The following is a 16,919-nucleotide window of genomic DNA, read 5'->3' as shown; positions in this document are numbered from 1 at the left end:
TCGTCGCAAGCTGTCCCGCCTACTTAGTGGACGTGTCCACCAACGTCCCGGAGAACAACGCGGGGCCACGCGTCTTGAGCAGGGTCAGAGAAGTGTAATCAAGGATCGACAACCCGCCATCGACCACAAGCGATTGACCGGTGATGAAGGACGCTTCCGCACTTGCGAGGAAGGCCACCGCCGCGGCGATCTCGTCGGGGGTTCCCATGCGATTGAAGACTCCTGGCGGCGTTTCCCACTCACCCGAACTATCCGTGCGTAACGCAGGTTCGCTTTCATCCAATGTGGTAGCGATCCAACCGGGGCTGACACAATTCGCTCGAATTCCGAATGGTGCGCCTTCGACCGCCAACGAACGTGTCAGCGCCTCTACCCCGGCCTTCGCAACGCCGTACAATCCCCAGTTTCCATGCAGTGTGGCTGTCGATGAGATGTTTACGATCGCACCGCCGCCGCAGTCGCGCATTGCGGGGAGCGCGTAAGAGGAGACGAAGTATGTCGAATCGAGGTTGGGGCCCCGCAACTTCGACCAGCGCAGGCCGGGCGGCTCATCGGCTTCGATGCCCGACCGGCGGGAGCCCACGCCGGCATTGTTGACCACGACGTCCAGTCTGCCCCATTGGGCAACCTTGTCCACCAATTCCGCCGCTGCCGCTTCGCTTGCCAGATCACATTGGAAGAAAGTAGCTCTTCCCCCCACGGACGCGATTTCCGCTTCCACTTCCGAACCCTTGGCGCTGTCGCGACCGACAAGAGCGAGCCTTGCGCCTTCCTTGGCGAAGTACCGCGCTATGCCACGTCCGATTCCGGAATTGCCTCCGGTGACGATCACGACCTTGTCTTGAAACCGCATCTCGCCCGCTCTCCTGTCTGGTAGTATAGAATTTTTCGGATACTCTAGCCGTTGCGAAGCCGAATTTTCGACACAGATGTCCTTCTCGCCAACATTGCCAGTGGCCCATCCAGGATGCCGTAAAACGTCAGCGTACGTTCAACATTTCGGCCGAGCCTCCGGGCCGAACCAGCCTCCTACAGCGTGCTCATAAGCCAAGGCTGCCCGAAACACCGTCGGATCGTCAAACGTCCTTCCCACGACCTGGATACCGGTCGGAACAGCCGTCTCGGCCCGTCCCGAGGGCAGCGACATCACAGGCGAATTGAAGAGCATGTTGAACTGATGCGTGAGCGACCAGCCATATTCCGGATCCGCCTTTTTCCCTTCGATCTTGAAGTTTTGGTCAAGCGGGTTGTGGTCCGCGGAAGGCGCTGGGATCGCTGCCGTAGGGCAGATGAAGATATCGTGGCTCTCCATCATCGGCCCGAAGCTCTGATACATCGCGTGCTGTGTCTCCCAGGACCTGGCTATGTCGTCGATCGCCAACGTCCTGGCGGACTGCGCCGCCGCCAGAGCATAGTCCGTCATGAGAGCCGCGCGCGTTTCCGCGTGCCACAGCGCCTGACGGCCGAAATGCATGGCGTTATACCACGCGGTGGCCGCCCTGTCGCAATCTGAGCTCCACCGGAGATCGACTTCTTCCACGATGCATCCGAGTTCCCTGAAAATATCGAGCGCCGCGAGCGTGTTTCGGCGCACCTCGGTCGCGATCTGGACATAGCCGAGATTCATCGACCAGGCGACGCGCAGCCCGTTCACCGGCTGTACCGCATCGGCCAGGCGAACCCTTTCGCGTAGCGAGTTGTGGTCGAGCGGATGGGGGCCGGAAACGATATTCTGGACCAGAGCAGCGTCGGCAACCGATCGCGCCAACGGCCCGCAGTGATTATAGGGATCGAAATTCGCTGGCGGCCCGTCCGGGTTCCGTCCCTTGGGCGGCTTGTAGCCTACCACGCCACAGCAACTCGCTGGGATACGGATCGATCCGCCGATATCGGTGCCCGTCGCTAGTACGGACGTCCCTGCCGCCAGCGACGCTGCCGAGCCGCCCGAGGAGCCACCTGGGCCATAGCCGGTGTTGAACGGGTTGCGGGTCTTTCCCCACATCCTGGTCTCGCAGGTCCCCGAGAGGCAGAATTCGGGCGTCGTGGTGCGGGCGTGAATGATGGCTCCGGCTGCAACCAGCCGATCGATTATCGGATCTGAGTGCTCGTCGACATTATCCGCGAAGAGCAATGATCCGTAGGTGGTTCGCTTGCCTGCCACCCGTTGGGCGTCCTTCACCGCCAAGGGGATTCCATCAAGCGGCCGGAGGTCGCGCGGATCAGACCGCATGTAGCGCTCTTCCGCTGCCTTGGCCTGCTGCAGGGCTTCATCAAAATAGGTGTCCGTGAAGGCGTTGATCGTCGGCTCGACCATCTCGGCGCGCCGGATTTGAGCCTCCACCAACTCGACGGGGGAAAGCTCCCGCTTTCTGTAAAGCTCGAGAGCCTCCGTCGCGGTCAGGTAGCAGATGTCGTCATTGTTCAAAGGATTAGCCTTCTCTTGGTCGTATCTGGATTGATTACTGATTGACGTCGGACGCATCTTTGCGCGGGTTGCTGCGTTGAGGCGGCTGATCCTGGAGCCATTCATGCGGAACTGCACCCACGTTCCCGCCTGCGAAGGTGCGGCCAGATGCGGAACCATCCGATACTTCTGACCTTCGTTGCTGCAACAGACGGGTCAGCCACTCTGGGTCCATCTGGGGTACCGACGCCAACAATAGATCCGTGTACGCCGGATGCGGTGGCGATAAGACGCTCGTTTTTGAACCTTGCTCGACGATTTCGCCTTTGTTCATCACGATGATCTGGTCCGAGATAGCGCTGACGGTTGCGATGTCGTGCGATATGAACACGTAGGATACGCTCAATTCCGCCTGGAGCCGCAGCAGAAGCTTCAGGATCTCCGCCTGAACGATCTGATCCAGGGAGGACGTGATCTCGTCGCAGATTATGATCTCTGGTTGAGCCGCGAGAGCGCGAGCAATGCACACCCGCTGCTTCTGGCCGCCCGACAACTCGCTCGGCAGACGGTCGATGTATCGCCCGCTTAGGTCGATCATTTCCAGGAGTTCGACAACCCGGCGGTCACGGATACGGCCCCGCATTCCGAAATACAATTCGAGCCGCCTGCCGATCGCGGTACGAACCGTTTGCCGTGGGTTCAGCGCAGCGTCGGGCGACTGATAGATGAGTTGGATGCGGCGGAGTTGATCTCGGTCTCTGTCTTTGACCGCAGGAGGAAGTTGGGTACCATTGAAGACCAATTTGCCGGCGAGCGGCGGCATCAGCCCCGCGATCACCCGCGCAAGCGTCGATTTACCGGATCCAGATTCCCCGACGATCGATAGAGTACGCCCGCGCTGCACATCCAGGCTCACATTGCGCAGTGCAAGCGGGTTACGGGGTCCGTAGCTCACACTTATCCCTTCGATCGCAAGCACATTGTCGCTGCTGGGCGCCTCAGGTTTATGGATCTTTCTCACCGCCCAAAGCGATTTGGTATACTCCTCGCGAGGAGAATCCAGGATGCCTCGCGTATTTGCCTCCTCCACGACGGCGCCGTTGCGGAGTACCACGATCCGATGCGCCATCTGCGATACGACCGCGAGGTCGTGAGTTATGAACAGCGCTGCTGTCTCATGCTGCTCCACGACATCGCGGATAGCGGAGAGCACCTCGACCTGAGTGGTGACATCGAGCGCCGTGGTAGGCTCGTCGAAGATGATGAGGCTTGGACGGCAAGACATCGCCATGGCCACCATGGCGCGCTGCAATTGTCCCCCGGAAACCTGATGCGGATAGCGCTTGCCGATCTCGGTCGGCTCCGGCAGCCGGAGCTTCTCGAACAGGTCGATCGCCCTGGCTTCCGCGGCTTTCCTGCTCAAGGACCCGCTGACCATCGCCGTCTCAACCACTTGGTCCATGAGGCGGTGAGCCGGATTGAAGGAGGCAGAAGCGCTCTGAGCGACGTAGGCGATGCGGGTGCCTCTGAGCTTCCGTCGTTGCCTTTCCTCGAGTTTCAGCAGGTCCACACCATCAAAGACGACCTCTCCCCTGTCGAACCGACATCCGGGGCGGGCGAAGCCCATGGCGGCGAGGCCAATCGTAGACTTGCCGGCGCCGGACTCGCCGACCAAGCCAACAACCTCGCCACGGCCTAGGGTGAGGCTTACGCCGTTCACGATTGGATGCCACTGATCGTTGCTTTGCCCGCTGATCACGAGATCGCGTATCTGGAGAAGTGTTCCGCCCTTGCGGGGCTCAGCGTCAGTGCTCATCGCGCAAGCCGCTCGCGGAATGCAGGAACCAGTCGACCACAAAGTTCACCGCGACCGTAAGCAGGGCGATGGCTCCGGCGGGGAGAAGCGGGGTAATGTCGCCATAAGATATCAGCGTGGCGCTCTCGCGCACCATGGAACCCCAATCCGCGGTGGGCGGCTGGATTCCAAGCCCTAGGAAAGACAGTGCCGAAAAGGTCAGGAAGACGAAGCAGAACCGCATGCCGAATTCGGCGATCAAAGTCGGCAGGATGTTTGGCAGTATCTCTCTGCTGACGATCCAGACCAGGTTCTCGCCGCGTAGTTTGGCATCTTCAACGTATTCCATCACGACGACATTCATGGCGACGGAGCGCGCGAGTCGGAAAACCTGGGTAGCGGTGAGAGCGGCGACAACCAGGATTAGGCAGGGGATGGAGTTTCCGAACACGGACAACAGGATCAGGACGAAGATCAACTGCGGCACCGCCATCAGGGCATCGACCAACCGGGACAACAACAGGTCAAATGTCTTGCCCCAAAGGGCCGCCAGGATGCCCAATGCGCCGCCTATAGCGAAGGCCAGGACTGTGGACAGAAGTGCGATCCCGATCGTGTTACGCGCGCCGTAGATCAAACGCGAGAGCAAGTCGCGGCCAAGCTGATCCGTGCCAAAGATGAATTTCTCGCTCCAGGGAGCATATGACTGCGAGGAGACGATCTCGCTCTCGCCGTAGGGAGCCAACACCGGCGCCAGGAGTGCGACCGAGACATAGAGCAAGACGACAATCACCCCGAACCACGCGGCAGGCGATGCTCTCTTCAAACCACGCGAGGCAGTCGCGAACAGGCCGCGTTGGTTCTGGACCCCGTCCGCGCGAGGCTCTGCATGATCATCGAGGGCTCTCATCGCGGATGCAGGAGCCTCGGGTTTGTGGCGATCGAGATGATGTCCGCGACCAGATTGAGCAGGATATAGGTTGCGGCGAAGATCAGCGTGCAGGCCTGCACCACGGGTATATCGCGTGCTCGCACGGCGTCGATTAACGCTCTGCCGATCCCCGGATAGACGAACACGACCTCCACGATCACCATGCCGACCACCAAATAGGCGAGGTTGAAGGCGATCACGTTGGCGATGGGCGCCCACGCATTCGGCAGCGCGTGCGCAATGACGATGCGAGCCGGAGACAACCCTTTCAATTGCGCCATTTCAATATAGGTGTTTGCAAGCAGCCCGATGATCGCCGCACGGGTCATGCGCATCATATGTGCGACGATGACCAGCGTAAGCGTCATAACGGGAAGGGCTATGTGAGGAAGACTCTCGAGGACCCCCATGTCTGGCCTGACATTGGACAGAGACTGAAAGAGCGGGATTTTGATCACCAGCAGCAGCATCAGAATGTAAGCGACAAAGAATTCCGGTACCGAGATCGTGGTCAGCGTCACGGCGTTGACGAAACGGTCGAACCAGCTGTTCCGGTACAAAGCTGCCGCGATCCCTAGGGCGAGCGCCAACGGCACGGCGACCAGGGCCGTAATCACGGCCAAAAACACTGTATTGCGCAGCCGCGGCCCGATAATGTCGACCACCAGCCTCTCACTACCCGGTCGAGAAGAAAACGACGCGCCGAAGTCGCCCCGCAGCGCGGCGCCGATCCATTCGACATAGCGTTGCGGGGCAGGTCTATCGAGGCCGATCTCCCGTTGGAAAGCGGCGACCGTTTGCGGCGTCGCGGACTGCCCGAGGGTAGTGTTGGCGAAGTCACCCGGCAGAAACTCGATGGCCGAAAAGATAAGGAGCGAGACGATGAAGAGGGTCAGGAACCCCAGCCCCAATCGCTCCGTAATCGTGCTCGCTACAGGATGCATGGCGTTCGCCATGGACGCACGCTGCCGGACTGACCGCATAAGACGCGACACCCGTTCAGTCCTCATGCTTTGATGTCTGGCGTAACATCGCGCGCCGGGAGGAAAGATCGAACTGAAGGGACCGAGTATGACAACGCCCTACCATATCTGGGCAGGCCCGACGGGAGTGGCGTCCGAGCTTATACCGAACAGGAATCTTGTCCGGACCTCCAGGCTCTTGGCGAGGGATTCTGCGACCTCAAGCGCCTTCACCAACTCGTTGCAACTGAAATAGGTCAGATAATGTTCTGCCAAGTCTGTTCGGTCGGCCCGCAACAACTCCCTCGCGGACGCGATGACAAGAGCGCTGGCTTGCAGCAGATCCGTCTCATAGGCTTCCCAAAGCTCTTTGACCTCGGGCAGGAAGGATTGGCTGTTGGCAAACATCAGGTTTTGCAATCTCTTGAATACCTGGGTCGCGGATCTGGTCGATTCTATACCTTGCGGGACCGCGGAGATCTCGTTACGCCGGTTGATCTCGCGGGTGTCGTAACAGCGCGCTGCTTCCCGGTCGGTCAGATAGCGGTGCATCCTGAATTCCTCGGGTATGCTCGTGACGCCCATGAAAACCGGTACGAAGGGCGCCGCGACGGCCCCCACTTGCGTGTGCCAAAGCAAGCGAAGCTGATTGTGGTCCGTCCTGACGAGAGGGACGACTTGACCATATCCGGCGGCGTCACCAGTCAGCCTTTCGGTACGAACGGCCCACATCACATCCTGGATCTTGATCTTTTCCCAGCCCGCCGCGCGGCGGGCCATTTCTTCTTCCATCCACAGCACCCCTGCCCATCTGCCTTTGCCGTCGCCATAAACGGCGTTCACATTGAAGGGTTGAGAGCGGGACGGATCATACCAGCCCCTCGACACTGCGAAGCTGATCAGATTGGTGGAGTAGAGATAATCGCGGCCTGACGGCTCGCCGACCGGCACGTCTCCAATATAGCCGGGCCTGGAAACGCGAATGCTATGGTCGTCTAGTCGCTCGGCGATCCAAAGTCCCTGTCCGCCTGCAAATTGAATGACGACCCACGCCTCGTCAGAGTCCGCGATGATATGCGAATTGCCGCCATAGGTGGTGTGGCCATGCTGGGCGATGAGATGGCCCACCAGTTCGACCCCTTCTCGGGCCGTTCTTGCCCTCTCCAGGACGATGCGGGAGAGGTCGCTGTAGTTGGGCCCGGTCTGGTTTTGGGGCGTCATCGCGATGAGTTCCGGCCTCGATGGAGACCAGATATCCCGCACCGCCACTCCGTATTCGTTCAGTCCCCCATTGGTCAGGGGCGCTGGCGTTCCCTTGTAATAACTATAGCTGACGCGGATGTGCCCAGCCGTCTCCTTGACCTGAGGTATATCCGTGATCAAACCCGGCATATCAGCGTCGGGCGTGACGCCGACTTTGATGAGCGTTCCGCTTTGATGAGCCTCTGGCTTCAGGATCTCAAGCCAGTGGCTGGAAGGCTCATCGCCGTATCCGCCCAGATACGCGATCCCATCGGCCGTCAGAGACTTGCCTATGTAGATGCCATAACTCACTTGGGACAGCCTTTGAAGGGAGCACAAGACATGCAGGAAACATAGCCGCCCAGCTTCCTGCACCCATCGTGAGGTTGCTTGTCAGCTACGAATGGATCGGCGCTCATACCAGCCACCAGCGCTCCGCAATGCGAGCACCGTCGAAGCGATTGGTCGTTGATAACGGCCCGTGCCCGATCGATGGCCCGCGAGCCATGACATAGCTCGCATAGGCAAATATCAGCGCTCCGCCGTCGTCCCGAACGATCTTCTGCATCTCCGTATACATGTCTCGGCGCTTGTTCGCGTCCATTTCGGCCGCTGCCGCAACGCGGAGATATTCGAAGCGTTGGTTCGTCCAGTACGTGTCGTTCCAGGCTGCTCCAGGCGAGTAACCCACCGCGAACATCTCACTGGTCATCGGGAATCCATCCCAGTACGCCGCGCAGAACGGCTTCTTCAGCCAGATGTTGTCCCAATACCCATCGTCCGGTTCGCGCACCACGTTGATTTCTATTCCGGACGCGCGAGCCTGCTCGGCATAGAGGACTGCCGCGTCGGTGGCACCGGGGAACGCTGCCTCGGCGGTATGAAGGTCGACGCTCAGCTTCTGAAGGCCGGCCTTCTTCAGGTGGAACTTGGCCTTGTCGGGGTCATAGGCAATCTGCTCGATGTTAGCGTGAAAAGTATAGGAAGGCCCAATCGGGGTATCGTTGCCGAGGCTCCCATGCCCCAGCAAAATTTTGTCCAGCATCTCCTGCCGGTTGATCGAATATTTCAATGCGAGGCGAACATCGACATTGTCGAAAGGAGCGACGTCGGTCCGCATCGGAAATGAATATTGCAGTGGGCCAGGAGTCTCATCGATAGTGATGTTCGGCTGCTTCTGCAGGAGGGCGACGGTTTTCAGATCCACCTCGTCCACTGCATGAACCTCACCCGAGACCAGCGCGTTCATTCGAGCGGTGGCGTCGCCGATGCAAAGCATTTCGACTTCGTCGGCAAAGGCACGGTCGTTTCGCCAGTATCTCGGGTTGCGCTCCAGATATGCCCGAACTCCCGGCTCGTATTCGCGCAATATGTAGCCACCCGTCCCATTTCGCGATTGCCAGTCGATCTTTTCACCGGCCGCGGGGTAGATGGTGAAGGCGGGAGTGTTCAGGTTGGCCGGGAGGTCGGCATTCGCCGCCTTGAGCGATATTACGACGCCATTTTTGCCGTCCCCGCTGACGTCGACCATCTGGTCGGCCAGCGGCTTGACGAAAGATGTCGAGTCGGGCGCTCGGTGGTGATTGATCGAGGCGATGACATCGGCGACTGACATCGGTCGTCCATCATGAAAGGTAACCCCGTCACGCAACTTGAATTTCCAGACCTTGGCGTCGGTGCTGTCCCATCTTTCGGCCAGTGCTGGACCAATCGTTCCGTCCGGCAGTATCTCGGTCAGCGTGCTGGTGAATGCGAAGGCCAGGTACCATTGAAAGGCGTTGGTAAGCAGCGCCGGATCGGTCGAATCGGTCGTCGACCCGTGCATCGAGCCGAGGATCATGCGCCCGCCGCGTTTGGGGGCTTCAGCGTAGGCGCTGGTTTTGAAGAGGCTCGTCAATCCGGCAGCCGCGGAAAACTGCAGCAGTCGCCGTCGGCTTAGTGAGAGCGATGAAGCCGGGGCATGTGCCATCTGACGAGTTCTCCTTGTTGAAAAGTATCTCACTCAGCTCTTGAGCGTATTCGCTGATGATTCCGAGATCCTGTTCGCCTGACAACGCAGCGAGATGCGTTGAATTTGCGCTACTTGCAGCTATGCTGCACAAAACAGCGAGGTGGGGTGGATGGGCGATTTTCTGGCGGAAAATTTGCGGCTTCTTTGTTCAGGATACCGGTCCGTCTCGGAAGCGTGCCGGGCGATGGACTTCAATCGCCAGCAATTCGCCCGCTATCTGGCCGGCACATCGCGGCCTTCGAACCATAACCTTCAGCGCATCGCGCGCGGACTGGGAATACGCATCGACGATCTGCTGAACACGAAGCAGGTACACAATCCAAATCCCGCGCCCCATGAACTGCCGTTTCGCAATTCCGTCGCCCGCATGATCGACAGAGCGTTTCCTGGCGACCTGCAGAAAATGCGGCAGCTCTTGGGCTACTACCACATGCACTTTCTGGTGCCGTATACCGCTGGATATGTGACGAGGTCGCTGACGCATATTTATGAAAGCCAAGGCAAGATATTGAGCCGGACGATAGAGAGGTCGTCCGGTTCCGCCGAAGCCGTGCCGCATCTGTCGAAGTACACAGGACTCGTGAGTTACCTCGGAAACTGCATCTTCATAATGGAGTTTGAGACCCTTTCAGGGGACTCGCTCGTCGAGTCGATGCTGTTCCCGTCCTACCGGAAAAGGCTCGATGTCCTAACCGGACTGACCTTCGGAGTGACCTCCCAGGTGCATCGGGAACCTTTTGCGTCGCCGATCGCATTAAAATATCTGGGGCATGTGATCAATTTGAAGGAGCAGATGCGATCTTGTGGATCCTACCCGATAGAAGACCGAAGGATAGATCCCAGAATTCGGCGCTATCTTCAATCTGGAAGATTCACCGGCACCTTAAGCTCCAGTCCCGCTTGATTGCTTCTCCATTTGCCCTGTCTCCGAGGTCATGGGCTCTCTACTCACGGGTTGCAGTGTGATCTTCAGACAGCTCACTGCGCCGAACTTCCTCTGAGGAGATCGCGCCCCTGTAAGCCGCCTTCACAGATTCTCGGCCGCGCGCAGTAAGATCATCGACAAGTCTAACCGGTTCTCGCAGTACCGTTTAGAGAGGTTCGCGAGCCAGTCACCAATACACTTGAGTTTACGGAAGAATCACTTCTGGTTTGAATTGCCGGCTCGCACCTCGAACTTGCATTTCGACGCAGAGTTGCCTCTTGTTCAGCTACTCTGACTTCAGCTACTCTGACTCCAACTACGATATTCCCACACGACAGCGCGTGGGCAGTGGCAGATTGGACGGGGCGACCAGCGATAGGCCTCGTCTATGGCGTCTCCGAATTGCGCGGTCGTCGTGCGATACGGGCGGGTTCCGTTGGGACCAGTCTCGCGGAATAGTAGCCTCGAGTCCGTCATCGACCGTCATGATGACAGGTATGAGCCCGGTGGAATCGGCACCTGGTTGTGAATCGGCGTGCAAAATTGACCCCATAAGCCGGGGAATCGGCGTCCAATTTTGACCCCCCTGATGCTTTTGATTTGCGACCATCAGCTCGTCGTGGCGAGCGGATGGTGTGGGGATGAAGTCGGTGGATACGATTGCCCGAGTTCGGCGCGCATTCCATGTGCAAGGATGGTCGCTCAAGCGGATTTGCCGCGAACTGCATGTGTCGCGGAACGCCGTCCGCAAGATTCTCAGATCCAATGAGACATCGTTCTCCTACGAACGCGAGCGGCAGCCCAAGCCGAAGATCGGTCCGTGGCAGGATCAGCTTGACGGGTTTTTGAATGGCAACCGTGGCAAGGCGGCGCGCGAGCAACTGACACTGATCCGGATCTACGAAGAGCTTTGCAGTCTCGGCTACGAGGGTGGCTATGACGCCGTCCGCCGCTACGCGAAGAGCTGGGCGAAGGCGCAGGGGTCGGCGACGGCGGACGCCTATGTGCCGCTGTTCTTCGCGCCGGGCGAGGCCTACCAGTTCGACTGGAGCCACGAGATCGTCCTGATCAACGGCGTGACAGTGACCGTGAAGGTCGCCCATGTCCGGCTCTGCCACAGCCGCATGATGTTCGTCAGGGCCTATCCGCGCGAGACGCAGGAGATGGTGTTCGACGCCCATGACAGGGCCTTTGCCTTCTTCGGCGGCGCCTGCACGCGCGGCATCTACGACAACATGAAGACGGCGGTGGAAACGATCTTTGTTGGCAAGGACCGCCAATACAATCGCCGCTTCCTGCAGATGTGCAGCCATTATCTGGTGCAGCCGGTCGCCTGCACGCCAGCGTCGGGCTGGGAGAAGGGTCAGGTCGAGAACCAGGTCGGGCTGGTGCGCGAGCGCTTCTTCACGCCCAGGCTGCGCTTCAAGACCTATGAGGAGCTGAACGCCTGGCTGCAGGACAAGTGCGTCGCCTACGCCAAGGCGCACCGTCACGTCGAGCAACCGGAACGAACGATCTGGAACGTGTTCGAGGAAGAGCGCGGCAAACTGGTCGAGTATCGCGGCCCCTTCGACGGATTCCACACGGTGCCGGCCTCGGTGTCGAAGACCTGCACGGTTCGCTTCGACACCAACAAATACTCGGTCCTATCGACGGCCGTCGGCCGCCCGGTCGAGATCCATGCCTATGCCGACAGGATCGTCATCCGCCAGGACGGCGTGGTCGTCGCCGAACATGCCCGCTCCTTCGGGCGGAACGAGACGGTCTACGATCCCTGGCATTACGTCCCTGTACTTGCCCGCAAGCCCGGTGCGCTGCGCAATGGCGCGCCATTCCGGGACTGGGCTCTGCCACCAGCGATGGAGCGTATCCGACGCCGATTAAAAGCGGCGCATGACGGCGATCGGCAGATGGTGTCGATCCTGGCCACGGTGTTGACCGACGGCATCGATGCCGTGGAGGCTGCCTGCCAGGACGCGCTCGATCAGAATGTCTGCTCATCCGCCGTCATCATCAACATCCTGGCGCGGCAGCGCGATCCGGCGCCGGCCGTCACCATTCTCACCCCGGACGCTCTTCGCCTGCAACACGAGCCGCAGGCCGACTGCGCCCGCTACGACAGACTCAGGAGGGCAAGCTGTTGGAACGCGCGCAGGTTCTGGAACTGATGGGGGCGCTGAAGCTCTACGGGATGCGCGGCGCCTATGACGAGGTCATGGCGACAGGCATCAAGCGCCAGCACGAGCCGCCGAGGATCGTCGGCGATCTTCTCTCGGCCGAGATCGCCGAGAAGCAGGCCCGCTCCATCAAATACCAGCTCACCGTCGCCAAGCTGCCGATCGCCAAGGACATCGATGAGTTCGACTTCGACGGCACGCCGGTCAACGAGGTGCTGGTCCGGGACCTTGCCAACGGCACCTTCGTCGCCGACCAGCGCAACGCCGTGCTCATCGGCGGCACCGGAACCGGCAAGTCGCATTTGGCAATCGCCATTGCCCGCGCCCTGATCCGCAACGGCTCACGTGGCCGCTTCTTCAACGTCATCGATCTCGTCAACCGGCTCGAGACCGAGCACCGCGCCGGCAAGCAGGGCCGTATCGCCGATTACCTCACCCGGCTCGACTTCGTCGTGCTCGATGAACTCGGCTATCTCCCGTTCGCGCAAGCCGGCGGGCAATTGCTCTTCCACCTGATCAGCAGGCTCTATGAACGGACCTCGATCATCGTCACCACCAACCTGGCGTTCGGAGAATGGCCCGCCGTCTTCGGCGACGCCAACATGACGACAGCGCTCCTCGACCGTCTCACCCATCATTGCGAGATCATCGAGACCGGAAACGAGTCCTGGCGCTTCAAGAGCCGCGCCTGATCACCCCAATCAAGCAGCCAAGCGCAATCCGCGCTCGCCCGGGCTGCGCAACCCTGACCAACTCCGCCCGGGCGAACGCTGACCGCCGCGCATTACATAAGGGGGGTCAAAATTGGACGCCGATCGAGGGTCAGTTTTGGGAGCCGTTTGACACGTTTGCGGCCCAGGTGGGGGCGTTGAAGCGCTATCGCAGCAAAGGCGAGCAGCGGGTGATTGTGGAGCGCGTCACGATCGAGAAGGGCGGGCAAGCCATCGTCGGCAACGTTGCCCATGGGGGTGGGGTGGGTCAAGAAAATGAACGGTAACCCCATGGACAAGGCGCACGCAGCGCCACGGTGCCGGGCGCGTAGCAAGCGTAGTGGAATTGGTTGCAAAGCGCCTGCCAAACGCGGACATAACGTCTGCCGATTTCACGGGGCTGGCGGTGGAGTGCCAACAGGATCAGGGCACGGGCTATACAAGCACGGCCGCTTTACTTGTGAGGCCATAGGTCAGCGTAGAGAAATTGCGGCGGTGATTGCGGAGGCGCGTCGGACGATCGGCAGTATGCGATAAGTGCATTTAGCGTGACGTCCATGTTTCATATTCTGTAGTATCTCGCGTCAATCGGCAAAGTCCTGCCGCATGATTGTGCCAAATATGCAACAGAAAGTAACGTTCCGGAAACCGCCGCTGGCAAACGCGAGGGTTCTTCATTAGAAGCTGCTATATTAATTTGTGATTTGGTGAGGGGGTTTTAAATGAAGTCGATCCTTCTAGCGGCAACCATGCTTGCTGGACTTGCGACCGGCGCCGTGGCGGCGGACGCTGTGGCCGAGGTCCCGGTGGCTTCAACATACAACTGGTCGGGAGCCTATGTCGGCGTTCATGCCGGTGGCGGCTGGGACCATGTCGATTTTGACTTCCTGCCCGCACCCAATCCTGCCAACCACAACGGCAGCGGCGCTCTTGGTGGCTTGCAGGTTGGCTACAACTTCCAGACCGACAATATCGTTTACGGCGTGGAAGCCGACATCTCGGCTGCCGACATCAACGGCTCCACGGAGTGCCCTAACCCGACTTTTACTTGCGGTTCCAAGGTAAGCATGCTCGGCTCCGTTCGCGGCAGGCTCGGGCTGGCTATGAATGATCTGCTGATCTATGGCACCGGCGGCTTGGGTTACGGGACCATCGACATCTATGACCGTAATTCTGGCGGCACAACGTTCGATACAAAGAAAACGAGAGCCGGATGGACCGTCGGCCTGGGCGCCGAATATGCGTTCGACCAGCATTGGACAGCCAAGGCGGAATACAAGTATTTCGATCTGGGTTCGGATGACTACCTGACTGATAGCCTTGTCCGCGCCAAAACACAGATACATACCGCCGTCGTCGGCCTGAATTACAAATTCTGATCACGGATCCATCCCAAACAACCCGATCGTCAGACAGTGCGACGAATAGACGGGTCCGAAATGCGAGCAAGGGCGTTCACAGCAGGGTGAGAATGAGGCCTTCAGCCTTTAATGTGCTACGTAGCTTTGTTTACGTGACCGCCGCCGCCACCAAATCAGACAGCCGACCACCGCGATCAGGGCCAGTATCAGGGCCTGCATCCGCTTGATCTGGGCGTCTCGATGCTTGGCTCGCTCTGCTATTGCAGGGAAACGCGCAATGGCGAGACTTTCGGCCGTTTGCTTCTCCTCCGCCGTAAGTTCTCGTGCGATCCGGTAGGCGACAATCCGCTCGTGTTTACGGAACTCTTCGCATTCGTTACACATGCCCCAATAGGCGCTGTAAATCGACCAAGCGCCGTGCTGAACCCGCCAAAACACAATCCCCGCCTCAATTGCGTCACGAGGCGTGCCCGCTCCGTCCAGGTAGTTTTCCACCAAGGCCAGTGCCGCCTCGTCGTCCAGATCCTTCGCCGTGATGCTCTTTAAAAGAGGGAAGGCGCGATTCTGGTCGCGAAGAATGCCCTTCCCCAATTTGAGTGCGGAGCTGAGGTAGTATGCGCAGTAATAGGGCAATTTATCGGATTCCGCCGATGCCATCGTCACGCATTCTTCGGCGGCATGGGCGGCACTTTTGAAGTCGCCACGACGGTCAGCTTGGAAAATTTCTTGCTGTAGCGGCTGTAATATCCCGCCAATCGACCGCATCGGCATTGGTAAGCGCAAGACAGATTATAAACGCCGCGACAAGGGCCACGGTCGGTTGTGACCCAAAGGCAAACCGCATCCTTATTATCGCCAGCGACGACCCCATCCGCCACCGAAACGGCCTCCACCAGCAACCAACCTGATGATCAGGAGAAGGACAATCGCGCCGATGGTGGCGTTCACGATCGAGCTGATCGTTCCGCTCCCGAGATGGATGCCCAAGCTGGGCAGCAGCCAGTCACCGATGAACGCGCCGATGATCCCGATGGCTATATCCCCGATCAGGCCATAACCGGCTCCGCGTACGATCTTCCCGGCCAGCCACCCGGCGATGAGGCCAACTACCAATATGACAATGATGCTCTCGTTCGACAGATGCATGGTGATCCTCCCGGGCTCGCTTTTTTGCTGCGCGATTGGCGCCCGCAAACGAGCGCGCTAGATCCATAGCCGATCCTCTATCCCCACGAAAGCCAACATCACGGGACCGAGCCCGCCCTGCGGCGCCGGCCCCGCCGCCCTATCGGACGGCGAGAGTTCTGCGCGGCAAAGATAGCCCTTAACGTGCGGTCCACCAGCTGCTGGCAGGGCCGGGCAGGATGGCCGGCAGGTCTGAATACGTTTCCCTGAAATGGGTTAGCGTGTCGCGCGATCGATTATAGCCAATGCTACGCCGACCAACCCGGCCATGTGCTGTCCACCATAGGTAAGCCGTTGCAGTAGTAGTCATCGACAAACCGCCCTGTGGACCTGTCGCGGCACCGCCATGTGAGGTTGTGATACTGGTCGTAGAATTGATCCCAAGCCACCCCATAGACCTGGGGAGTGTAGTAGGTCCCGCCACCATTTTTCGCGGCCGCGCCCGCCGCAGCTGCGACGCCCGCGACTGCTATCCCGGTTGCCACAGCATTGTCCGTTTGGATGAGTCTAGTGCACTTCTCCGCCGTCGCTCCCCGACGAACCAGAAGGGCTGCCACTCTGCTTCGATACTGCTCGTCAGCACTAGCAGCCAGTGCATGACATAGCGTCACGGTATTCATAGCCGTGAGATCACTGTTGGACACGATAGGACTTGTAGAGCAGCTGCTGATGCACAGAGCTGCGCTAACGACGAACGATATTTTTTTCATTTGATCTCCCCCGAGCAAGCAGTGGAGCAAATCAGTACCGAGGGTGTAGTTTTGTTTCGTCTGGACGATCGATTTATTTGTGCCAGCCAATGCAGAGGAGTACAGACTGCAGGGCACGGTATGGGCGGGGCATGTCCTTGAGGGAACTGAGCGGCGCGGTATCACCAGGCCTGCGGTCCCGAAGGAGGAGGGGACGTTCGACGATGAGACGGGGAATATGGCGGGTTGTATACTCGGCGGCCATGTTTATGTGCATTGCCACAGACGCTTTCGGGCAGCAGTCCTTCTCATGCTCAATTGGAGAACCGGCCTGCTTGGACTACGGGGCTGTCGTCTGTAAGAGCAATGCGACCTGCGTTTCAAAAGATGCGGTCTGCTTCGACTCGTATGCCTGCGACTATAACGGCTTCATTTGCAAATCGAAGTTCAATGATGCTGTCCGAGAGATTGATGACAAGGTGAGCCAATTCAATTCTCTCGTGGTCAATTTCAACGCCATGAAGGCC

The 16,919-nt window shown here is 59.3% G+C and carries 13 protein-coding genes and 1 pseudogene; 5 read left to right on the top strand and 9 right to left on the bottom strand.

The window, feature by feature from the left end; genetic code table 11:
* Positions 1–19 precede the first annotated feature (19 nt).
* The 7 genes from ABVQ20_RS35030 to ABVQ20_RS35000 form a co-directional block, all read right to left on the bottom strand.
* Entirely contained in the window at positions 20–853 is an 834-nt protein-coding gene (locus tag ABVQ20_RS35030; protein ID WP_354464393.1) for an SDR family NAD(P)-dependent oxidoreductase, read from the bottom strand.
* A gap of 138 nt (positions 854–991) precedes the next feature.
* A complete protein-coding gene (locus ABVQ20_RS35025; RefSeq protein WP_354464392.1) occupies positions 992–2,542 on the bottom strand; it encodes an amidase in 1,551 nt (516 codons plus the stop codon).
* Positions 2,460–4,220 (bottom strand): ABC transporter ATP-binding protein, encoded by a 1,761-nt coding sequence (locus ABVQ20_RS35020; RefSeq protein WP_354464391.1) that lies wholly within the window; start codon positions 4,218–4,220, stop codon positions 2,460–2,462. The genes ABVQ20_RS35025 and ABVQ20_RS35020 overlap by 83 nt, the downstream gene beginning before the upstream one ends.
* Positions 4,210–5,109, bottom strand: a complete 900-nt coding sequence (locus tag ABVQ20_RS35015; protein WP_354464390.1) for an ABC transporter permease — start codon at positions 5,107–5,109, stop codon at positions 4,210–4,212. Before ABVQ20_RS35015 ends, ABVQ20_RS35020 begins: the two co-directional genes overlap by 11 nt.
* Positions 5,106–6,074 carry an ABC transporter permease gene (locus ABVQ20_RS35010; protein WP_354464398.1) on the bottom strand — a complete coding sequence of 323 codons (969 nt, stop codon included), beginning with the start codon at positions 6,072–6,074 and terminating at the stop codon, positions 5,106–5,108. Before ABVQ20_RS35010 ends, ABVQ20_RS35015 begins: the two co-directional genes overlap by 4 nt.
* Before the next feature lie 138 nt (positions 6,075–6,212).
* Positions 6,213–7,646: a C69 family dipeptidase gene (locus tag ABVQ20_RS35005; RefSeq protein ID WP_354464389.1), complete on the bottom strand. Its 1,434-nt coding sequence runs from the start codon at positions 7,644–7,646 to the stop codon at positions 6,213–6,215.
* A 103-nt stretch (positions 7,647–7,749) separates the two neighbouring features.
* Entirely contained in the window at positions 7,750–9,303 is a 1,554-nt protein-coding gene (locus tag ABVQ20_RS35000) for an ABC transporter substrate-binding protein (protein WP_354464388.1), read from the bottom strand.
* A gap of 151 nt (positions 9,304–9,454) precedes the next feature.
* Here ABVQ20_RS35000 and ABVQ20_RS34995 point away from each other — a divergent pair, with 151 nt between their 5' ends.
* The 5 genes and pseudogenes from ABVQ20_RS34995 to ABVQ20_RS34975 all read left to right on the top strand — a co-directional run bounded on the left by ABVQ20_RS34995 (position 9,455) and on the right by ABVQ20_RS34975 (position 14,536).
* On the top strand, positions 9,455–10,249 hold the full coding sequence (locus ABVQ20_RS34995; protein ID WP_354464387.1) for a helix-turn-helix domain-containing protein: 795 nt from the start codon (positions 9,455–9,457) through the stop codon (positions 10,247–10,249).
* A gap of 662 nt (positions 10,250–10,911) precedes the next feature.
* A pseudogene (istA, locus tag ABVQ20_RS34990) lies at positions 10,912–12,478 on the top strand (IS21 family transposase).
* The gene (istB, locus tag ABVQ20_RS34985; protein ID WP_435528482.1) at positions 12,411–13,139 is read left to right on the top strand and encodes an IS21-like element helper ATPase IstB; all 729 of its coding nucleotides are present in this window, start codon (positions 12,411–12,413) and stop codon (positions 13,137–13,139) included. Before istA ends, istB begins: the two are co-directional and overlap by 68 nt.
* A 176-nt stretch (positions 13,140–13,315) precedes the next feature.
* Entirely contained in the window at positions 13,316–13,444 is a 129-nt protein-coding gene (locus tag ABVQ20_RS34980; RefSeq protein WP_354464385.1) for a hypothetical protein, read from the top strand.
* Positions 13,445–13,879: 435 nt separating this feature from the next.
* On the top strand, positions 13,880–14,536 hold the full coding sequence (locus ABVQ20_RS34975; RefSeq protein WP_354464384.1) for an outer membrane protein: 657 nt from the start codon (positions 13,880–13,882) through the stop codon (positions 14,534–14,536).
* Positions 14,537–14,644: 108 nt separating this feature from the next.
* On the opposite strand, the gene ABVQ20_RS34970 is transcribed toward ABVQ20_RS34975, so the two are convergent.
* On the bottom strand, positions 14,645–15,289 hold the full coding sequence (locus tag ABVQ20_RS34970; protein WP_354464383.1) for a hypothetical protein: 645 nt from the start codon (positions 15,287–15,289) through the stop codon (positions 14,645–14,647).
* Between the two features lie 78 nt (positions 15,290–15,367).
* Entirely contained in the window at positions 15,368–15,664 is a 297-nt protein-coding gene (locus ABVQ20_RS34965) for a GlsB/YeaQ/YmgE family stress response membrane protein (protein ID WP_354464382.1), read from the bottom strand.
* Positions 15,665–16,919: the final 1,255 nt, after the last annotated feature.

The sequence above is a fragment of the Mesorhizobium shangrilense genome (assembly GCF_040537815.1).
Classification (GTDB): Bacteria; Pseudomonadota; Alphaproteobacteria; order Rhizobiales; family Rhizobiaceae; genus Mesorhizobium; species Mesorhizobium shangrilense.
Note: the sequence above shows the minus strand (reverse complement) of the source record. Positions and strands in the feature narration are given on the sequence as shown.